Source organism: Lentzea pudingi, assembly GCF_014646255.1.
In the GTDB taxonomy this organism is placed as follows: Bacteria; Actinomycetota; Actinomycetes; order Mycobacteriales; family Pseudonocardiaceae; genus Lentzea; species Lentzea pudingi.
Genome location: NZ_BMNC01000009.1, coordinates 140,565 through 158,717, shown reverse-complemented (window position 1 = coordinate 158,717; position 18,153 = coordinate 140,565). Strand labels below are relative to the sequence as shown.

Here is an 18,153-nt window from a genome sequence, read left to right as displayed (position 1 = left end):
GACATGCGCTCAACCTCAACCACATTGATAGCGGCCGTTCTCGTTGCCGCAACCGCCGTTCCCGCCCACGCCGCGGGAACCGTCCGCATCGACACCGGATTCGTGTCGGGAACCGACCAGAGCTCGTTCCAGGGCATCCCCTACGCGGCCCCGCCCGTCGGGGAGAACCGCTGGCGCGATCCGCAGCCCGTCACGCCCTGGCAGGGCGTCCGCAAGGCGGACAAGCCAGGCCCTCGGTGCGAAGACGCCGAGGACTGCCTGTACCTCAACGTCACCAAGCCACCGAAGGCCGCGAACCGGCCTGTCCTCGTCTGGATCCACGGTGGCAGCTTCACCAGCGGCGCCGGATCCGACTACGGCGTGGACCAGCTGGTGCGCAAGGGTTCCGTCGTCGTCACCATCAACTACCGCCTCGGCGCCTTCGGCTACTTCGGCTTCCCGGGGCTCGCGGGCTCCGGCGCGTTCGGCCTGCGCGACCAGCAGGCCGCGCTCGAGTGGGTCCGGCGCAACATCCGGCAGTTCGGGGGAGACCCGCGCAACGTCACGCTGTTCGGGGCGTCGGCGGGCGGTCTGTCGACCTGTGCGCAGCTGACCTCACCCAGGACCCGAGGCCTGTTCCACCGAGCCATCATCCAAAGTGGACCGTGCCAGTTCGGCACACCGGCAGGGCAGAACAACGTCCAGCACGTCTGGGCCAAGCGCGAGGACGTCGAACGGGCCGGTGTGCAAGCTTCGGGCTGTGCGGACGTCGCGTGCCTGCGCCGGCTCACGGTCGAGCAGGTCAAGGCGCTGACACCGCAGTTCTCGTCGCCCGCGTACGACACGGAAGCCTTGCCGGAGAACCCGATCACGGCCCTGCGGGAGGGCCGCTTCCACCGGATCCCGGTGCTCGCGGGCACCGCCCGTGACGAGTTCTCCGTGTTCGCCGCGATGTTCTACCCGGTGCTGGACGCGGCCGGGTACGAGCAGGCACTGGTGGAAGGCTTCGGCACGGCCAAGGCCCAGCGGATCCTCGCCGCCTACCCGCCCCGCGGTGGTGACGAACGGGTACCGCTGACGGCCGCGCTCTCGGACATGACGTCGTTCTGCCCGACCGCCGAACTGCGCGCGCAGACCAGGGCGTTCGGCTACGAGTTCGCCGAACCGCACCCGCCGATGATCTTCCCGGACATGCCGGACTTCCCGTACGGCGCCTACCACGGCTCGGAGCTGCCGTTCCTGCTCCGGTACGCCGGAGTCGAGCCGGCGGGGAAGCAGCAGGCGCTGTCGGACGAGATGGTCGAGGCGTGGACCCGGTTCGCGCGGACCGGGCGTCCCGGCTGGGCACGCCAGGACGTCCGGATCCTCGCGACCGAGCAGGTCGCACCGGCCGATCACCGGTGCGACCTCTGGGCTAGCTAGCGGAACCCCGCGGCGCGCGTCCGTGCGACTTGCCGGGCGCGCGCACGCCGTTCACCGCCGAGGTGTCGAACGCGCCCGGAGTGTCACCGATCGGGGTGCTCGGCCCGGTGCGGCCGGGCTGGCCCTCGTCGAACAGCACGACCGCCGCCGCACCCGTGGCCTGCGCGTTGAGCACCTCCACGGTGAACCCGCACGCGGTGGCAGCGCCACGTCGACCGGCCGGAGGGTGCGAGACCACGTAGTTCACCGACGCCTGGTGTCCAGGACGTCCGGCCGCGCGGTCGCCAGTGGTAGAACCAGTGTCAGGACCGCGAACAGTGCGAACCGCCGAGGACGTCGGACCATCGGTGTGCCTCCATGCGCACATCGCCGCCGAATGCATCCCCCGTGATGTCTCTCGTCCGAAGCGGTCGCCGTGTTGCCACCGGAGGTGGGTGTTTGTTCCGTTTGCTGGAGACCGCCGTCCGCGTCGAACCGCTGGCAGGAGATGGTCTCACCAACGTCCTGCACCTCGTGACGCTCGCCGACGGCCGCAAAGCCGTGCTGCGGCAACCGAAGGTGGCGCGCGACCTGCCGAAGTTCGTCGTGCCCGGCGCACCGGAGGTCCTCGCGCACAACGGCCGCGGTGACGTGCTGGTCGAGTACGTCGAGGGCCGGACGCTCGCGGACGCGTTGCCGGTGTCCGAAGAGGTCTGGCGCAGCATCGGCCTGGCGTTCAGGAAGATCCACGAGGTCGGCCTTCTGCACAACGACGTGAACCTCTACAACATCATTGTCGGAGAAGGGAAAGCCACGCTGATCGACTGGGACAACCCCGGTCAGGGCAACCCGCTCGACGAGCTGGCGGCGTTCGAGGAGCACCTCTACCTGCACGGAACCGCGCTGCCGCAGGCGTTCTGGATCGGTTACGGCTCGATGCCGGACCTCGGGTTGTTGCGCGTGCACCGGATCGCGGGCTGCATCGGCTGGCTTGCGAGCGAGGACTGGCGGGAGTGGGAGGCCGACACCACCCTCCGGCCCGAGTTGCTGGCCAGGGTCCGGAACTGGCGGCGGCTCCTCGCGAGGTGGCTCGCCGACCAGTTCCGGACAGCGTTGGTGGAAAGCGGCGGGCTAGCGGCTGAGGTTGCGGTACTTCAGCACCGAGAGCGGCCAGAAGATCGCCACGAACACCGCGGGCCACAGCACGGCGAGTAGCAGCGAGTTCTGCGCCGCCCACGAGTCACCGCCGACCCCGGGGTTGCCGAACAGCTCCCGCGCGGCCGCCACGGTCGACGACAGCGGGTTCCACTCCGCGACCACCCGCAGCCAGCCCGGCATCAGCTCCGGCGAGACGAACGTGTTCGCGAACATCGTCAGCGGGAACAGGAACATCCACGACGCCTGCGCGGCCTCCGGCTTGACCAGCAGGCCGAGGTAGATGCCGATCCACACCAACGCGAACCGCAGCCACAGGAACAGCGCGAACGCCACCAGCGCGTTGAGCAGCCCGTCGCGGAACGACCAGCCGATCACCAGGCCGCACAGCGCGAGCACCAGCAGTTCCAGCGACGAGTTCACCAGGTCCGCGATGCTGCGCCCGGCCACGACGCCGGTCTGCGACATCGGCGAGGCGCGGAACCGGTCCGTGACACCCCGGTCGGCGTCCATCGACACCATCATCATCGTGGTGCCGACGCCGAACGCGATGGTCTGGCCGAACATGCCCGGCAGCAGGAACTCGATGTAGTCGCCGCCGCCGAAGACGTTCATCGCGCTGCCGAACACCAGCCCGAAGATCAGCACCGAGATGATCGGGTAGGCGAGGTTCGCGAACACCCTGACCGGCTCGCGGACCCAGTGGATCAGGTCTCTCTTCGCGACGACCCACGAGTCGATGGCCGCGTACCTCATGCCTGCACCTCCGAGGCCTTGTGTCCGGTGATCGCGAGGAAGACCTCGTCCAGCGTCGGCCGCCGCAGGGCGATGTCCTCGGCCTCGACGCCCTTCGCCGCCAGCGCCGACGTCACGCGGGTCAGCGCCGCGACCCGGTCGGCCACCGCCGCGCTCACCCGGAACGTGTCCGGGTCGACCTCGGCGTCGGGTCCGAGCACGTCCGCCACGACCGGCAGCTCGTCGGCGTTGCGGACCACGACCTCGATCCGGTCACCGCCGAGCTTGGACTTGAGCCCCTCCGGCGTGCCCTGTGCGGCGACCCGGCCGGTGTCCATCACGACGATCTGGTCGGCGAGCTGGTCGGCCTCGTCCAGGTACTGCGTCGTGAGCAGCACCGTCGTCCCCTCCGCGACGACCCGCTTCACCTCCCGCCAGACCTCGCCGCGGTTGCGCGGGTCGAGGCCCGTCGTCGGTTCGTCCAGGAACAGCACCGACGGCCGCATGATGAAGCTCGACGCCAGGTCCAGGCGCCGCCGCATGCCGCCCGAGTAGTGCTTGGCCCGCTTGTCCGCGGCGTCGGTGAGCCCGAACTGCTCCAGCAGCTCGTCCGCCCGTTCCCCGGCCTGGCGCTTGGAGAGGTGGTAGAGCCGCCCCCACATGACCAGGTTCTCCCTGCCGGTCAGCACGTCGTCGACCGTGGACTGCTGGCCGTTCAACGCCACCTGGCGGCGCACGGCCGGTGCCTCACGCACGACGTCGTGACCCGCGACCTCCGCCCGGCCGCCGTCCAGGCGCAGCAACGTGGCCAGGATGCGCACCGCCGTGGTCTTGCCGGCGCCGTTCGGGCCGAGCAGCCCGCAGACCGTCCCGGCGGGCACGGCCAGGTCGAACCCGTCGAGCGCCCACTTCTTGTCGAATCTCTTGCGCAGGCCTTCCGCGAGTACCGCGTGTCCCACGACTTCACCCCCGTGACTCTACTGCTTACGTTGTACGCAGGGTGTACGTTGTACACGGTTCTAAGATTCACAGCAAGTTTGTTGGTGAAGGGGGCTCGGTGAAGAGCGATCGTGATCGGAGCGTCCGGCTGCTGTGGGAGCCGCCGGTCGAGCCGAGCAGGGGACCCAAGGCCTCGCTGAGCCAGTCGCGGGTGGTCGAGGCGGCCATCAAGGTGGCCGACGCCGAGGGCGTCGACGCGCTCACCATGCGCCGGGTCGCCGAGACGCTGGGCAACACCGCGATGTCGCTCTACCGGCACGTGCCGGGCAAGTCCGAGCTGCTCGACCTGATGGTCGACGCGGTGTGGGGCGAGACGGAGCTCGCGCCGAAGGGTCACTGGCGGTCGGGGCTCGAGTTCTTCGCGCGCCAGGTGTGGGCGATGTACCGCGCGCACCCGTGGACGCTCCAGCTCACGGCGTCCCGGCGGATGCCGGGCCCGAAGGCCATGGCCCGCCAGGACGCGGCCTACGCCGCCGTCTCCGAGCTCGGGCTCGCGGCCGAGGAGATCGTCGCGGTGGTGACGACGGTGTCGCACTTCGTCGACGGCGTCGGCCGCACGATGGCGGACCGGGTCCAGGCCGAACGGGAGACCGGCGTGTCCGAGGAGGAGTGGTGGAACGGCAGGGAGGCGCTCTGGGAGCACTTCACGCCGGAGCGCCTGCCGATGATGACCCACATCTGGAACTCCGGTGGCTTCGAGCGCCCGCTGGACGAGTTCGAGTTCGGTCTCGCGCGCGTCCTGGACGGTCTCGCGGTGTTCATTGAGTCCGAGGAACGACCGCTGGTTCGTCCACAGGCGTGCCTGTAGTCATTCAAGACGCCTTGAGTCGTCCGATCGAGTGAAAAGGGCAGCTCAGCCGCAGGGTGAAGGGTAGTTGGACGGTTACGTAATGCCATTGTTATGCGCAATCAGAATGAACTCGTTCGCAGGCTGAACCGACCACTCCTATCTGCCCGTTTTCCTTCGTGACACCGTTTCGCCGCGGGGGTCGAATCGGGACGACGAGGAGGTCGTATGACAGCTGGCGCGCACGACGCGGTCACCCTTGGCTGCTACGCGCTCGGCGTTCTGGACGCGCACGAGAGTCTTGGCGTGGAGCAGCACCTTCGGGGCTGTCCGTCCTGCCGTGCGCAGGTCGCCGACTTCCATCGGATCCGAACAGCACTTGACGACGTGCCTCGTGAGGCATTTCTGCACGAGCTCGAGGACGACCTGCCCAAGCCTTCGGACCTGCTGTTGCAGCGCACGCTGCGGCAGATCAGGCAGGAGTCGGTCATCCCGCAGCAGCGGGACGCCGCTCCACGGCCGAGAGCCAGTCCGCAGGTGGTGGAGGACCTTCCCGAACCACAGCACGCCAAGCCCCGGCGCTGGCCGGGGTACCTCGCCGCAGCGGCGGTCGCCGCTGTGGTCGCGTTCGGGGGTGCCGCCGTGTTCATGCAGAACCAGGCGCCCGGCACCAGCATCGCCTCCACTCGCACGGGCGAGGGGACGGCGGGCACGATCAAGCTGGTGGCGGAGATAGTCCCGTCGTCGCAGGACCGCTACCTGGTGACGGCGAACATCGACGGACTGCCCACCGCGCAGAAGTGCAAGCTGGTCGTGGTCGGCACCGACGGCACGAAGACCGAGGCCTTCGCCTGGACCACGACCGACAAGCAGCGGGTCGAGGGTTCCAAGGTGCGGGGCATGGTCAGCGTGTCACCGGACAAGGTCAAGTCGATCTCGGTGGAGAACGCCGAGGGCAAGACGTTCGTGGTGGCGAACCTGTAAGGGCGGAAACAGCCGAAGGGCCCGGATTCTGGAGAATCCGGGCCCTTCGAGTTGCATTGGTGTAATTATGGCTCAGAACGTCGCCGCACTACTTAGACGGCCTGCAATGTGAGCCAGGCGCCGACGACGATGACCATCGCGGCTGTGCCGACCGGTGCGTAATGCGACAGCAGGCGCGTGGCACGGCCGTCCAGGATTCTCTCGACGCGATCCCGCGCCTTCACGAGCAGCAGTCCGACCGCGGTGAGCGTGCCGGCCATGCCGACGCTGTACCCGACGACCAGCAGGATGCCGAACCACGTGCGGCCCAGGGCCATCGCGCCGAGCAGGACCACGAGGGCGGACGGCGAGGGGGCCAGGCCGTTGGCCGCGCCCATGCCGATGAGGCTCGCGCGGCTGTAGCCGTGGCCGTGCCCATGACCGTGTCCGTGGCCATGACCGTGCCCATGTCCGTGGCCGTGACCGTGCCCATGTCCGTGCCCCGTGAGGGCTCCGGCGAGCGCGGGCTCACGGGTCGGCGACAGGGCCGACCGCAGCAGCATCACGCCGATCATCGCGATGAGCACGCCGCTGACCAACCCGAGCCAGCGCAGCACCTCCTCGCCGGCGAGCGCGCTGGACGCGCTGATGACCAGGCCGAGGACCAGCACGCCACCGGTGTGCGTGGCCGTGACCGACGCACCCACGATGAACGCGTCCCTCGGCGTGCCCTGACGTCCGGCCAGGTAGGCGGCGATGAGCGTCTTGCCGTGACCGGGCAACGCCGCGTGCGACGCGCCGAGCACCAACGACAGCAACAACGCCAGGAACCCGAGCCACGGCGTGAGGTCGTCGCTGCCCAGGATGTCGTTGAGCTTGGCCGCCGTGACGCTGAACGACTGGACCGGGGAGCCGGTGGCGATCTTCGGCTCGGACCCGTTGCCCGGTTCGGCGCTGAACGCGACCGTGCGGACGTCCATGGGGCTGCTGAGCAGGTCCTCCGGGTACGTCCGCAGCTCGTCGCTGATGCTCTCGGTCGGCACCTTCGAGTCGGTGAGCCTGATGCCGGTGCCGGCGGCGGTGATCTCGCGCCAGCCGACCCGGTCGACGTTCGACTCGTCCGAGAACTCGAGCCTGGCCGGCCGGTCGAGATCCACCTTCGCGGTGAACTCGCAGACCAGCCGGGTCGTGCTGAGGTCGGCCTGGCCGACCGGGTGTTCCTTGGCAGAGCTCGACAGCGTCCAGCTGATCCGCCTGCCGTCCACGGTGGAACGGTCCGTGCGGGACACCTCGTCGCACCACTGCTTCGCGTCGCGCGCCCGCAGGTTCTCCTGCAGCGTCGGGATCTCCGCCACGTCGACCACGGACCGCAGGTCGATCCGGTCCGGGTGCAGGTGCAGCCCGTGGTAGTGGTTGACGCTGAAGTTGCCCAGCGGGTGGGCGGACGCCTCGCCGTTGATGAAGAAGATGCCGGCGAGCAGCAGAGCCGTCACCAGGACGGGCCGCACCACCCAGTTGGACAGGCTCACCTGCCGCCTCGCAGCTCCGCGAGCTTGCGGCCTGCCTTGAGGGACTGGAGAGGGGAGAAGTTCGCGTTCAGCGTGAGCGCCTGCACCAGCGCCTCCTGCGCCTCGGCGACCCGGCCGAGCGCGGCCAGGATCATGCCGCGGTGGTAGGAGAACGTGGCGTTCCGCCAGCCCAGGGCGACCGCGCGGTCGGAGTAGCTCAAGGCCTCGGCGTCCCTTCCGTTGACGTGCAGGGCCCAGGCCATCGCGTCGGCCACGAAGACGCTCTGCCGGCGGCTCCACTCGGCTTCCGCACGGCGCAGCGCCTGCATGCCATCACCCCGGTCGGCGGCGACGAGGGCCGCGGCCAGATCGTCGGAAGCACCCTGGGACTCCATCAGTCGTTGCTGTTCGGAGAGCACCGCGTACTGCTGGGCGGCCTCGCCGGACCTGCCGTTCGCCTCCAGCAGCTCCGCGTACTCCTGCAGGTACTGGGGCAGGGGAGCGCGCGCCACGAGCCTGCGGTACGAGTCGAGGGCCACCGGGACGTCGCCCCGTGCCGCCGCGACCTTGGCCATGCCCTGAGTGAGAGTCATGTCGTCTCCTCTCGCCGCCAGTCCCTGCTCGTAGTGCTCAGCGGCGACGTCTGGCCGGTTGTGGTCGAACGCGAGTTCGCCCAGCCGGTAACGGCAGAACGCGATCTCCTCGGGCGTCGTGGAGGCCTTCAGCGCACGCTGCATCGCGTCGCGGGCTCCGTCGACGTCGCCGTGGAGTTCGAAGTGGAAGGAAGCACGGGCGAAAGACGCGGTGCCGGGCTTGAGGTCCAGCATCTTCTGCACCGCCTCCTGTGCGCCCGCGTCGTCGCCGAGCTGCGTCAACGCGTCCGCCAGCACGCCGTGGGCCTCCGCAGAGGCCGGCAGTGCGGCAATCGCCTTCAAGCTCCAGCCACGGGCCGTGGCGAAGTCGTGGCGGGCGTTGGCCAGCGTGCCCATGCCGATGGCGGCGAGGCCCGTGTCGCCCGCGTTCTTCAAAGCGCCTTCGGCCTTCGCGTAGTACGCCGGGTCGGCCGTGACCCGTGCCAGCTCCACATAGGACGATCCGAGCCGCGCCCAGGAGTCCTTGTCCTGCGGGAGCTCGTGCAGCCGCTGCTGCAGCTGGTGCACGACCTTGTGCATCTGGTTCTGCTGCGCCACGGCCGGAACAGGGGGCGCGCCCCCGGCCCTGCTGTCGGCAGGACCGGAGGCGGCTAGGTAGGCAAGCGCCGCGGTGACCAGGAGACCCACCGCGACGGCTTGCCGTTGTTGGTACCTCACTTCGAGTGCGACCCGTACTTGCGGATGTGCTGCTGACGCTTGCGCCACAGGAAGAAGCCGGCGCCGAACACGGCCGCGGAGCCGACCGCGGTGGTCATGGCCATCGGGTCGATGTCGCCGATCTTGCCGACCGGGTTGACCGCGACCTCGGCGGTGTTGCCCGAGGCGTTCACCGCGGTGCCGTTGCGCGGCAGGCCCACGTACGGGAAGTTCGCTTCGAAAGGCTGGTCGTTCGCGTCGACCTTGTCACCCGTGGCGAGCGCGTCGACGAGCTTGCCGGACGCCGCCGCGCCCTCCATCGCCTGCACGGCGATGTCCACCACGTCGTCGGTCAGCCGACGGCCGTTCGGGAAGCCCTGCGTGTCACCCGCGAGCAAGCCCAGGCGGTTCGGGTTGGCATTCGGTTCGATCATCATGTTCAGGCGCAGCATCTCGCTCGGGCGGAACCGCCGCGCGTCCACGTCCTGGTTGTTGACCTGCGAGTTCAGGTCGGCGTTGATCTGCGCGCCGAGTTTCTTCGTGATGCCGGTCAGGAAGATCTCGGCCAGGTCGTCGCGCTGGCCCTTCGGCGCCGGGATCTTGTAGATCGCCTCGACGAGCTTCGGCAGCTCCGGGTTCACGACCCGGTCGACGAGCTCCTTCACGCCGGCGTCCTGGTCGGGGCGCAGGCCGTTGAACGCATCCTTGAGGCCCGCGGGGGCCACGACCTCGTTCACCAGCGGGTTGCCCAGCCGCGAGACCTGCACGAAGTCGCCCTGCGGCTCCGCCTTGCCCGGCGAGAGCTTCAGGCTGCGCTTCTGCGTGGTGCTCCAGATGCCGATGTTCGGGTTGCGGTGGTTGTCGTTGCGCAACGCCAGCGCGTTCTTCGGCAGCTGGATCGCGATGGTGTTGACGTTGTACCCGCGCAGCGTGTCCTGGCCGACCTCGCTCAGGTTGCCGCCGTAGAGCAGGTCGAACACCCGCAGGTCGGCGAAGAACGCGTCCTCGGACGGGCCCACGTAGACCTTGCCGCCACCGGCGATCTGCGCGACCGCCTGGTCGCGCAGCTTCTTGAAGTCCGGCATGGACGCCGGGCCGTTCGGAGAGGGTGCCACCGGGGCGTTGTTGACCAGCTTCACCCGCTGGCCGTTCTGGTAGATCGCCTCGAGGTTGTAGCGCTGCCGGAACAGCAGGTTCTCGTCGTCGAGCGAGTCCACCACACCGTTGGCGTACAGGAACGTGGTGTTCTTGCGCCGGTCGTCGGTGTCGAAAGTGAACCGCAGCGTGACGTCGGACTTCGCATCACCGTCGTTGTCGACGTTGAAGTCGTACTGCGCGTCCTCGGCCCACGGGAAGAAGTTCGGGCCACCGTTGGGTTCCTGGAACCCGGACCAGTTGCCGACCAGCGTCACGGTGTCCTTGTGGTCGGGACTCACGAACGCGTACAGGTCCGTGTTGTCCACGGCCGGGTCACCCGCGATGAGCGGGGCCTCGCGGTGGGACGACGCCGTGGCGTTGTTTCCGCCGAACATGGCTGCGTTCAGCAGTGTGGCGGCCACCAGCGCGGCCGCAGCCACCTGGCCGCGCCGACCGCTGAGGGCGTGCGGTGATGACATCTTTGGGCAACCTTTCGGAGAAAAGAACGGGTCAGTCGCTGTCGGGTCGGGCGCTGCCGGTCAGGCGCTGTGCATCAGCAGCGACGGTTCGCTGGAATGACTGGAATGGCTGGAATGACTCGGGTGCTCGCTCGTCCACCGCGCCTGGGTGAAGTCGCGGATGCCCTCGACGAGCCGTTCGACGTCGTGTTCGGGCCGCACCACCAGCCGCGCGAACTTGCTGGTCATGCCGAGCTTGTTGCCGCACTCGCGGATGAAGACCTGGTGGCGCGACAACAGGTGGTCCCTGAGCTCGCGGCCGTCGATGCCGCCGCCGAGCTTGACCAGCAGGAAGTTGGCCTGCGAGGAGTAGACGGTCAGGTCCGGGACGCGCGAGAGCTCCATGCCCATCCGGTACCGGTCCCGTGACAGCAGACGCAGGCTTTCGGCGTACTCACCCTCGTGCTCGGCCAGCATGAACACGACGGTCTCCGCCAGGGAGTTGAGGTTCCACTTCGGCAGGATCCGGCGCATCTTCCCGGCCAGACCGGGGTTCGCGACCAGGTAACCGAACCGGATGCCGTGCAGGCCGAAGTTCTTGCCGAGGCTCTTCAGCACGACCACGTTGGGCCGGATGGACGCCTCGGCCGCGACCGACGGGATGCGCTCGACCTCGACGAAGTCGATGAACGACTCGTCGATCACGACCAGGTCCAGGTCGGAGAGCTCGTCCATGAACCGGATGATCTCCCTGCGCGGCAGGTACCCGCCGTCGGGATTGTTCGGGTTGCAGATCACGGCCACCTTGCTGCCGCGAGCGCGGATGAACTTGATGTACTCGTCGACGTCCAGCTCGAAGTTGTTGCTCTCCTGGAGCAGGAACATGTCGACGCGCTTGTTGCTCTCCATCGGCTGGTCGGTCCAGCGGCCGAACGTCGGGATCGGGATCGCGATGCTCTCGTGGACCCACATGTGGTCCATCCACGTGATGAGCTCGGTCGACCCGTTCGACATCGCGATCGTCGCCGGGTTCAGCCCGAGCACGGTGCTCAGCTGGGCCGCGATCTTCGACGAGTCGCTGGGGTAGAACTTCAGCACCGCCTCGAGGTTCTTCGACAGCTCCTCGAACATCTGCGGCGTCGGGAAGTACGGGTTGCACGGGATGCAGAAGTCGACGAGCTCACCCGCACCGGTCCGCGACAGCTCGAAGTAGGACGGGCTGTGCGCGGTCTGCTGGAAGAGACCCGAGTCCACACCATGCCGCACGCGACCACTCCGTCCTTCGATCCGTTTCCGACATCGGGGCATACGTGCCGATGTTCACCACGGTTCACGGGTCCGTTTCGGGAAGGTCTCGGAAAGGTCTCGGGCGCAACCTCGCGGCCTCCCGTCACCGACCAGCCGGGCAGGTGCATCGGAGTCCACATAGGACGGACGGATCGCGCTGATCCGGGCCTCCGGGTTGCGTGCGCGCGTGCTCGGGTAACCACTCTTGAGGCCCACTCGCGCGCGTGACGTTCGCCAATCGGTCTCGTTTGGGCCAGATTTAAGAACTTTCGCAGGTCAGAAGGGTTGTGAACGCCGCTTCCGGCGGGCTTCGGCCCGTCATTCAACGCGATTTCCACTTCCGTGACGGGCGTCCTGCGAAAAATTGTCAGGGGGGACGGATACCCTGCTGGCAGTCCGCACACGATCAGGGAGCAGTACCCGTGACCGCAGAGACCCTGTACGGGGCCGACGACCTCACCCACCTGGAAGGTCTGGAGGCCGTACGCAAACGGCCTGGCATGTACATCGGGTCGACCGACAGCCGGGGCATCAACCACCTCTTCAGCGAGATCGTCGACAACTCGACCGACGAGGGCGTCGCGGGCCACGCGAAGAAGATCGTGGTCACGCTGCACGCCGACGGCAGCGTCCAGGTCGACGACGACGGCCGCGGCATCCCGACCGACGTCCACGCGAAGTCCGGTCTGTCCGGTGTGGAACTGGTGCTCACCAAGCTGCACGCCGGCGGCAAGTTCGGCGGCTCCGGCTACAAGACCTCCGGCGGCCTGCACGGCGTCGGCGCCTCCGCCGTCAACGCGCTGTCGCACCGCTACGACGTGACGGTGCGCCGCGGCGGCAAGGTCCACGAGATGTCGTTCGCCCACGGCGTCCCCGGCGTCTTCGACGGCCCCGGCCCCAAGGCGAAGTTCACCCGCCAGGCGGGGCTGAAGGTCACCGGCAAGATGAAGCGCAACGAGCCGACCGGCACCTCGACCCGCTACTGGTACGACGCCCGCTACTTCGAGAACGGCGCCGCCCTCGACGTCGACGTGGTCCGCCAGAAGATGCGCAACACGGCGTTCCTCGTCCCCGGCGTCGCCTACGTCCTGCGCACGGCACTGGAAGACTCGATCTCCGAAGAGGTCTTCCACTACCCCAACGGCCTCACCGACATGGTCGACTTCCTGGCCCCCGCAGGCGACCGCGCCGTCTCCGGCACGTTGCTGATCACGGGCACCGGCACCTACTTCGAGAACGCCGCCGACGAGAACGGCGTGATGCGGTCCAAAGTGGAGCGTCAGGCCGAGATCGAGGTCGCACTGCGCTGGGGCACCGGCTACGAGCGCACCGTCGAGTGCTTCACCAACACCATCCGCAACATGCACGGCGGCACCCACCGCCGAGGCTTCGACCGAGCAGTCGTGAAGTCGATCCAGGACGCCATCTCCAAGACCAGGGGGCTCCTGAAGCCCAAGGAGGAGATGCCGACCCTCGACGACGTGCTCGAGGGCATGACGGCCGTCGTCCACGTCCGCATCCCCGAACCGCAGTTCACCTCGCAGACCAAGGACGAACTCTCCACCGCCGGCATCACCAAGGTGCTGCAGGGCATCGTCGACGCCCAGGTCCGCGCCTGGACCGAGGACCGCAAGACCAAGGTGGAGGCCAAGACCGTCCTGCAGAAGGTCGTCGACGCCTCCCGCGTCCGCCTGACCCAGAAGCAGCAGAAGGACGCGGCCCGCCGCAAGACGGCTCTCGAGGGCGCCGCGATGCCGGCGAAGCTCGTCGACTGCCGCACCACAGGTGTTTCGCGTAGCGAACTTTTTCTCGTGGAGGGCGACAGCGCACTCGGCTCAGCGCGTATGGCGCGCGTCTCCGAGTACCAGGCGCTGCTTCCCTTGCGCGGCAAGATATTGAACGTCCAGAAGGCCTCCCTCGCCGACACCCTGCGCAACGCCGAGATCGCCTCCATCGTCCAGGTCCTCGGCGCCGGCACCGGTCGCACCTTCGACCTCCCGCAGATGCGCTACGGCCGAGTGATCCTGATGGCCGACGCGGACGTCGACGGCAGCCACATCCGCACGCTGCTCATCACGTTGTTCGCCAAGTACATGCGCCCGGTCATCGAGGACGGCCGTCTGTACGCGGCCATGCCCCCGTTGCACAAGGTCATGACCCGCGGCCGCAACCCGGAAACGCACTTCACCTTCACCCAGCGCCAGATGGAGCAGAAGGTCGCGTCGCTGGAAAGGGCCGGTAAACAGGTCGTCACCCCGGTGCCGCGGTTCAAGGGCCTCGGCGAAATGGACGCGGACGAACTGTGGGACACCACGATGAACCCGTCCACCCGCTCGGTCCGCCGCATCACCATGACCGACGTCGAGGCCGCCGAGGAAGCCCTCGAACTGCTCATGGGCGAGAAGGTCGAGCCGCGCCGCAACTGGCTCGTCGAGTCCGCCGCCAGGGTCGACCAGTCGGCCATCGACCTCTAAGCCTTCTCAAGAGACAGACGGAGTCACGTAGTCATGGCACGCCGCAAGGGACCCACGACCAAGGTCGACCCAGCCGCGTTCGACAAGGCCGGCGCCAAGGTGCTCGACAACTCGCTGAAGACGGAGATCGAGGACTCGTACCTGGAGTACGCGTACTCGGTCATCCACTCGCGAGCACTGCCGGACGCGCGCGACGGCCTCAAGCCGGTGCACCGCCGCATCCTGTACTCGATGCACGAGCAGGGCTACCGCCCGACGCACGCGTACGTGAAGTCGTCGCGCGTCGTAGGCGACTGCTTCGTGCGTGGGGCGCTCGTGTCGACACCTGGTGGGTTGCGGCCGATCGAGGAGATCGAGATCGGTGATCTCGTGCTCGACGGCCACGGCACTTCGGTGCGCGTGAACGAGGTGTACGAGAACCCGGTCTCCGAACTCGTGCGGATCACCTGGTCGAACGGCCGGTCGATGCTCGTCACGCCGGGGCAGCGGTTCCGGACCGTCGAGTCCGATCTGTCGATCGGCTGGACCGCGGCGAGTGACCTCGCCGGTCGTCAGACGATCGCGTACGGCGCGGACCGGCAGGCAGACCTCGCGTCGGACACCGGTGATCTCGGTGCCTACGTGCAGGGTCTGCTCGTCGCCGAAGGGTTCGCCGTCGACCGCAAGCACGCCGCGGACGGCCGGGTGCGCATCCACATGGTCGACGCCGAACCGCTGGACGTCGCACATGGCTGGGCGATCCTGAACGGGATCACCGTGTCGCGCGGCAAGCGCGTGGCCAAGAACCCGAAGCACAAGGATCAGCACATCCTCACGTTCGCGCGCCACGACGCGTTGCTGGAGGTGGCGACGCCTCTCAGCGCGGACAAGGCCGTGCCGCCGAGCGTGCTGGCCGACCGGTCTGCCTGGGCGCCGTTCATCGCGGGCTTCTTCGACGGCGACGGCTACGTGCGCAAGCACAACCGGGAGATCGTTCTGGTCAGCACCAGCCAGAGGCTGATCGGCCAGTTGCACGGCATGCTCGCGGACACCGGAATCCACGGCCACCACTGGTCGCGGGTCAGCACGACCGGGCACAAGACGTTGCTGGGCTTGTCGATCTCGGGTCGTGACGCCGCGGCTCTGGCGATGGCGCTGCTGCCGTGGACGAAGATCGGCTACAAGCAGGACGGCCTGAGGCAGATCTTGTCCATCGGTCTGCGCTACGGCGGCAAGCAGGGCAACGACAGGTTGCCCTGTGCGCCGGTGATGGCGGAGTTCTCCGCCGCGCACCAGGGGGGTGGCTGGTTCCGCGACACCGACGGCGTGGCGTTCCGCGCGTCGCTGGGCGAGGACGTCCGGTACGGGAAGAACCGGCACGGGAAGTCGCTCGCTGAGCGTTCCTTCCCGCTGTGGCGGGCCGGTGCCGACGGGTGGATCGAGAAGCTGAGCCGGATCGGCTCGCCGCTCGCCGGCCGCCTGGAAGCTCTGTCGGGCTTCAGCTTCCTCGAGGTGGTGTCGGTCGAGCCGGTCGCACCGGACACGACGTACGACATCCAGGTCGCGACCGAAGAACACGCGTTCGTCGTCGACGGCCAGGTCGTCCACAACTGCATGGGCAAGTACCATCCGCACGGCGACACGGCGATCTACGACGCGTTGGTCCGCCTCGCACAGGACTTCAGCCTCAACGAGCCGCTCATCGACGGCCACGGCAACTTCGGCAGCCCGGACGACGGACCGGCCGCGAGCCGATACACCGAGTGCCGCATGTCCCCGGTCGCCATGCAGCTGGTCGGCGAGCTGAACGAGGACACGGTCGACTTCCGGCCGAACTACGACGGCTCGCTGCAGGAGCCGGCGGTGCTGCCGGCGGCATTCCCGAATCTGCTGGTCAACGGCACGTCCGGCATCGCGGTCGGCATGGCCACGAACATGATCCCGCACAACCTCCGCGAGGTGGTCGGTGCGGCGCGGTGGCTCATCAACCACCCCAACGCCGACCTCGACAAGCTCATGGAGTTCGTGCCGGGCCCCGACCTGCCCACGGGCGGCATCCTGCTGGGCCTCGACGAGGTCCGGAAGGCCTACGAGACCGGCCGCGGCGTGGTTCGCATGCGTGCCAAGGTGGAGATCGGTCCGCTGGAAGGCTCTAGGGGGCGGCAGGCCATCACGGTCACCAAGCTCCCGTACGGCGTGGGCTCGGAGCGGATCGTCGAGAAGATCACCGACGAGGTCAACAAGTCCAAGCGCCTCACGGGCATCGCGGACGTCAAGGACCTGACCGACCGCGAGAACGGCATCCGTCTCGTCATCGAGTGCAAGGTCGGTGTCAACCCGCAGGCGCTGCTCGCCGACCTCTACCGGCTGACGCCGATGGAGCAGTCGTTCGGCATCAACAACCTGGTGCTGGTCGACGGTCAGCCGCAGACGCTGGGGCTCAAGCAGTTGCTGGAGGTCTTCCTCCAGCACCGCTACGAGGTCGTCACGCGGCGCACGAAGTTCCGGCGTCGCAAGCGCGAGGAACGCCTGCACCTCGTCGAGGGACTTCTGCTGGCCCTGCTGGACATCGACAAGGTCATCAAGCTGATCCGGGGCAGCGAGAACGCGGCTGCCGCCAAGGACGGCCTGATGAAGCAGTTCAAGCTGTCGGAGATCCAGGCCTCGTACATCCTCGACACGCCGCTGCGCCGCCTCACCCGGTACGACAAGCTCGAGCTCGAGAACGAGCAGGACAAGCTCCGTCAGGAGATCGCCGAGCTCAGCGCGATCCTGGACGACGAGGGTGTCCTCAAGAAGCTCGTGTCGTCCGAGCTCGCCGCGGTGGCGAAGGACCTGGGCGGCGAGCGCCGGACGAGTCTCATCGACGGCGACCTCAAGGAGGTGCTGGCGGCGTCCAAGCCCGCTGGGCCGCTGGAGGTGGCGGACGATCCGTGCCAGGTGATCCTCAGTGCCGCCGGTCTCGTCGCGCGGACCGCGGCCGAGTCGGAGGAGGCTTCGGAGGGCAAGCGCCGGGCGGGTCGTGTGAAGCACGACGCGGTGCTGGCAATGGTGCACTCCACGGCGCGAGGCCAGGTCATCCTCATCACGAACCAGGGCCGCGCGTTCAAGACGGACGTGCTCCCACTGCCCGTGCTGCCGGAACAAAGCGGCACGGTCTCGTTGCGCGGCGGCATGGCGGCGAGTGAGCTGGTGCCGCTGGACAAGGGCGAGAAGGTGGTCGGCATCGCGCCGCTCGACCCGAAGGACTCGCCCGGCATGGCGCTCGGCACGAAGCTCGGCACCGTCAAGGTGTGCGTGCCGGAGTGGCCGGTCCGCTCGGACGAGTTCGAGGTCATCACGCTCAAGGACGGCGACGAGATCGTCGGGTGCACGTGGCTCACCGACGGCAGCGAGACGCTCGCGTTCGTCAGCTCCGACTCGTCACTCCTGCGCTACGACGCGAAACTGGTGCGGCCGCAGGGCCTCAAGGGCGGCGGCATGGCGGGCATCAACCTGAGCGGCGACGCGTACGTGGTGTTCTTCGGCGCGATCCGCACGGACGACGACGAGCACGGCGAGCCGATGGTCGTCACGTCGTCCGGTCAGAGCGTCAAGGTCACGCCGTTCAGCGAGTACCCGGCCAAGGGCCGCGCGACGGGCGGTGTGCGGTCGCAGCGCTTCCTCAAGGGTGAGGACCACCTGGTGCTCGCGTGGATCGGCAGCAGGCCCGCGGGTGCGGACGAGAAGGGCACGCCGGTGGAGTTGCCGGCCATCGACCCGCGGCGCGACGGCTCCGGCCACGCGCACCCCGGCCCGGACATCATCGGGCACCTGATCGAGAGGGACTAGCCGAGGCTCGCGCCGGTGGGGAAGGGCGACCTCCTCACCGGCGAACCGCCGGAAGCGCTGTGCTGGGTGCGAGCACGAAGGCGGAAGTGGCCGCGGCTGATCGGTTGCACCACTAGCATTCCGCCATGGTCCGCACGACTCCGCCGCGCCCGGTCGATCTCGCGGCACACC

General features: G+C 68.4%; 13 protein-coding genes. 6 read left to right on the top strand and 7 right to left on the bottom strand.

Annotation, left to right across the window (positions count from 1 at the left end):
- Nucleotides 1-3 precede the first annotated feature (3 nt).
- On the top strand, nt 4-1,401 hold the full coding sequence (locus tag IEY88_RS28650; protein ID WP_268241268.1) for a carboxylesterase/lipase family protein: 1,398 nt from the start codon (nt 4-6) through the stop codon (nt 1,399-1,401).
- Here IEY88_RS28650 and IEY88_RS28645 read toward each other — a convergent pair.
- The gene (locus IEY88_RS28645) at nt 1,394-1,648 is read right to left on the bottom strand and encodes a PA domain-containing protein (protein WP_189157981.1); all 255 of its coding nucleotides are present in this window, start codon (nt 1,646-1,648) and stop codon (nt 1,394-1,396) included. The genes IEY88_RS28650 and IEY88_RS28645 overlap by 8 nt on opposite strands.
- Nucleotides 1,649-1,839: 191 nt before the next feature.
- Here IEY88_RS28645 and IEY88_RS28640 point away from each other — a divergent pair, with 191 nt between their 5' ends.
- On the top strand, nt 1,840-2,595 hold the full coding sequence (locus tag IEY88_RS28640; RefSeq protein WP_189157980.1) for an RIO1 family regulatory kinase/ATPase domain-containing protein: 756 nt from the start codon (nt 1,840-1,842) through the stop codon (nt 2,593-2,595).
- Here IEY88_RS28640 and IEY88_RS28635 read toward each other — a convergent pair.
- Together IEY88_RS28635 and IEY88_RS28630 are read right to left on the bottom strand one after the other, a co-directional pair.
- Nucleotides 2,512-3,291 (bottom strand): ABC transporter permease, encoded by a 780-nt coding sequence (locus IEY88_RS28635; protein ID WP_189157979.1) that lies wholly within the window; start codon nt 3,289-3,291, stop codon nt 2,512-2,514. The genes IEY88_RS28640 and IEY88_RS28635 overlap by 84 nt on opposite strands.
- The gene (locus tag IEY88_RS28630; protein ID WP_189157978.1) at nt 3,288-4,229 is read right to left on the bottom strand and encodes an ATP-binding cassette domain-containing protein; all 942 of its coding nucleotides are present in this window, start codon (nt 4,227-4,229) and stop codon (nt 3,288-3,290) included. The genes IEY88_RS28635 and IEY88_RS28630 overlap by 4 nt, the downstream gene beginning before the upstream one ends.
- 98 nt (nt 4,230-4,327) lie before the next feature.
- Between IEY88_RS28630 and IEY88_RS28625 the strand changes: the two genes are divergently transcribed.
- Both IEY88_RS28625 and IEY88_RS28620 read left to right on the top strand, forming a co-directional pair.
- Nucleotides 4,328-5,077 carry a TetR/AcrR family transcriptional regulator gene (locus IEY88_RS28625; protein WP_189157977.1) on the top strand — a complete coding sequence of 250 codons (750 nt, stop codon included), beginning with the start codon at nt 4,328-4,330 and terminating at the stop codon, nt 5,075-5,077.
- Between the two features lie 207 nt (nt 5,078-5,284).
- A complete protein-coding gene (locus tag IEY88_RS28620) occupies nt 5,285-6,040 on the top strand; it encodes an anti-sigma factor family protein (protein WP_189157976.1) in 756 nt (251 codons plus the stop codon).
- Between the two features lie 92 nt (nt 6,041-6,132).
- Here IEY88_RS28620 and IEY88_RS28615 read toward each other — a convergent pair whose 3' ends face one another.
- Genes IEY88_RS28615 through IEY88_RS28600 form a run of 4 tightly spaced genes read right to left on the bottom strand, consistent with a single transcriptional unit; the run spans nt 6,133 to nt 11,677 of the window.
- Nucleotides 6,133-7,548 carry a nickel/cobalt transporter gene (locus IEY88_RS28615; RefSeq protein WP_229693849.1) on the bottom strand — a complete coding sequence of 472 codons (1,416 nt, stop codon included), beginning with the start codon at nt 7,546-7,548 and terminating at the stop codon, nt 6,133-6,135.
- Nucleotides 7,545-8,807, bottom strand: a complete 1,263-nt coding sequence (locus IEY88_RS28610) for a tetratricopeptide repeat protein (RefSeq protein ID WP_229693848.1) — start codon at nt 8,805-8,807, stop codon at nt 7,545-7,547. The genes IEY88_RS28615 and IEY88_RS28610 overlap by 4 nt, the downstream gene beginning before the upstream one ends.
- 26 nt (nt 8,808-8,833) lie before the next feature.
- Complete coding sequence (locus tag IEY88_RS28605; protein WP_189157975.1) at nt 8,834-10,432, bottom strand: DUF4331 domain-containing protein; 1,599 nt, start codon at nt 10,430-10,432, stop codon at nt 8,834-8,836.
- 60 nt (nt 10,433-10,492) lie between these two features.
- Complete coding sequence (locus IEY88_RS28600; protein ID WP_189157974.1) at nt 10,493-11,677, bottom strand: pyridoxal phosphate-dependent aminotransferase; 1,185 nt, start codon at nt 11,675-11,677, stop codon at nt 10,493-10,495.
- A 443-nt stretch (nt 11,678-12,120) separates the two neighbouring features.
- Here IEY88_RS28600 and IEY88_RS28595 point away from each other — a divergent pair, with 443 nt between their 5' ends.
- Together IEY88_RS28595 and IEY88_RS28590 are read left to right on the top strand one after the other, a co-directional pair.
- Complete coding sequence (locus IEY88_RS28595) at nt 12,121-14,172, top strand: DNA gyrase/topoisomerase IV subunit B (RefSeq protein WP_189157973.1); 2,052 nt, start codon at nt 12,121-12,123, stop codon at nt 14,170-14,172.
- A gap of 33 nt (nt 14,173-14,205) precedes the next feature.
- Nucleotides 14,206-17,982, top strand: coding sequence for a DNA topoisomerase (ATP-hydrolyzing) (locus tag IEY88_RS28590; protein WP_189157972.1), 3,777 nt, complete (start codon nt 14,206-14,208; stop codon nt 17,980-17,982).
- Nucleotides 17,983-18,153 lie beyond the last annotated feature (171 nt).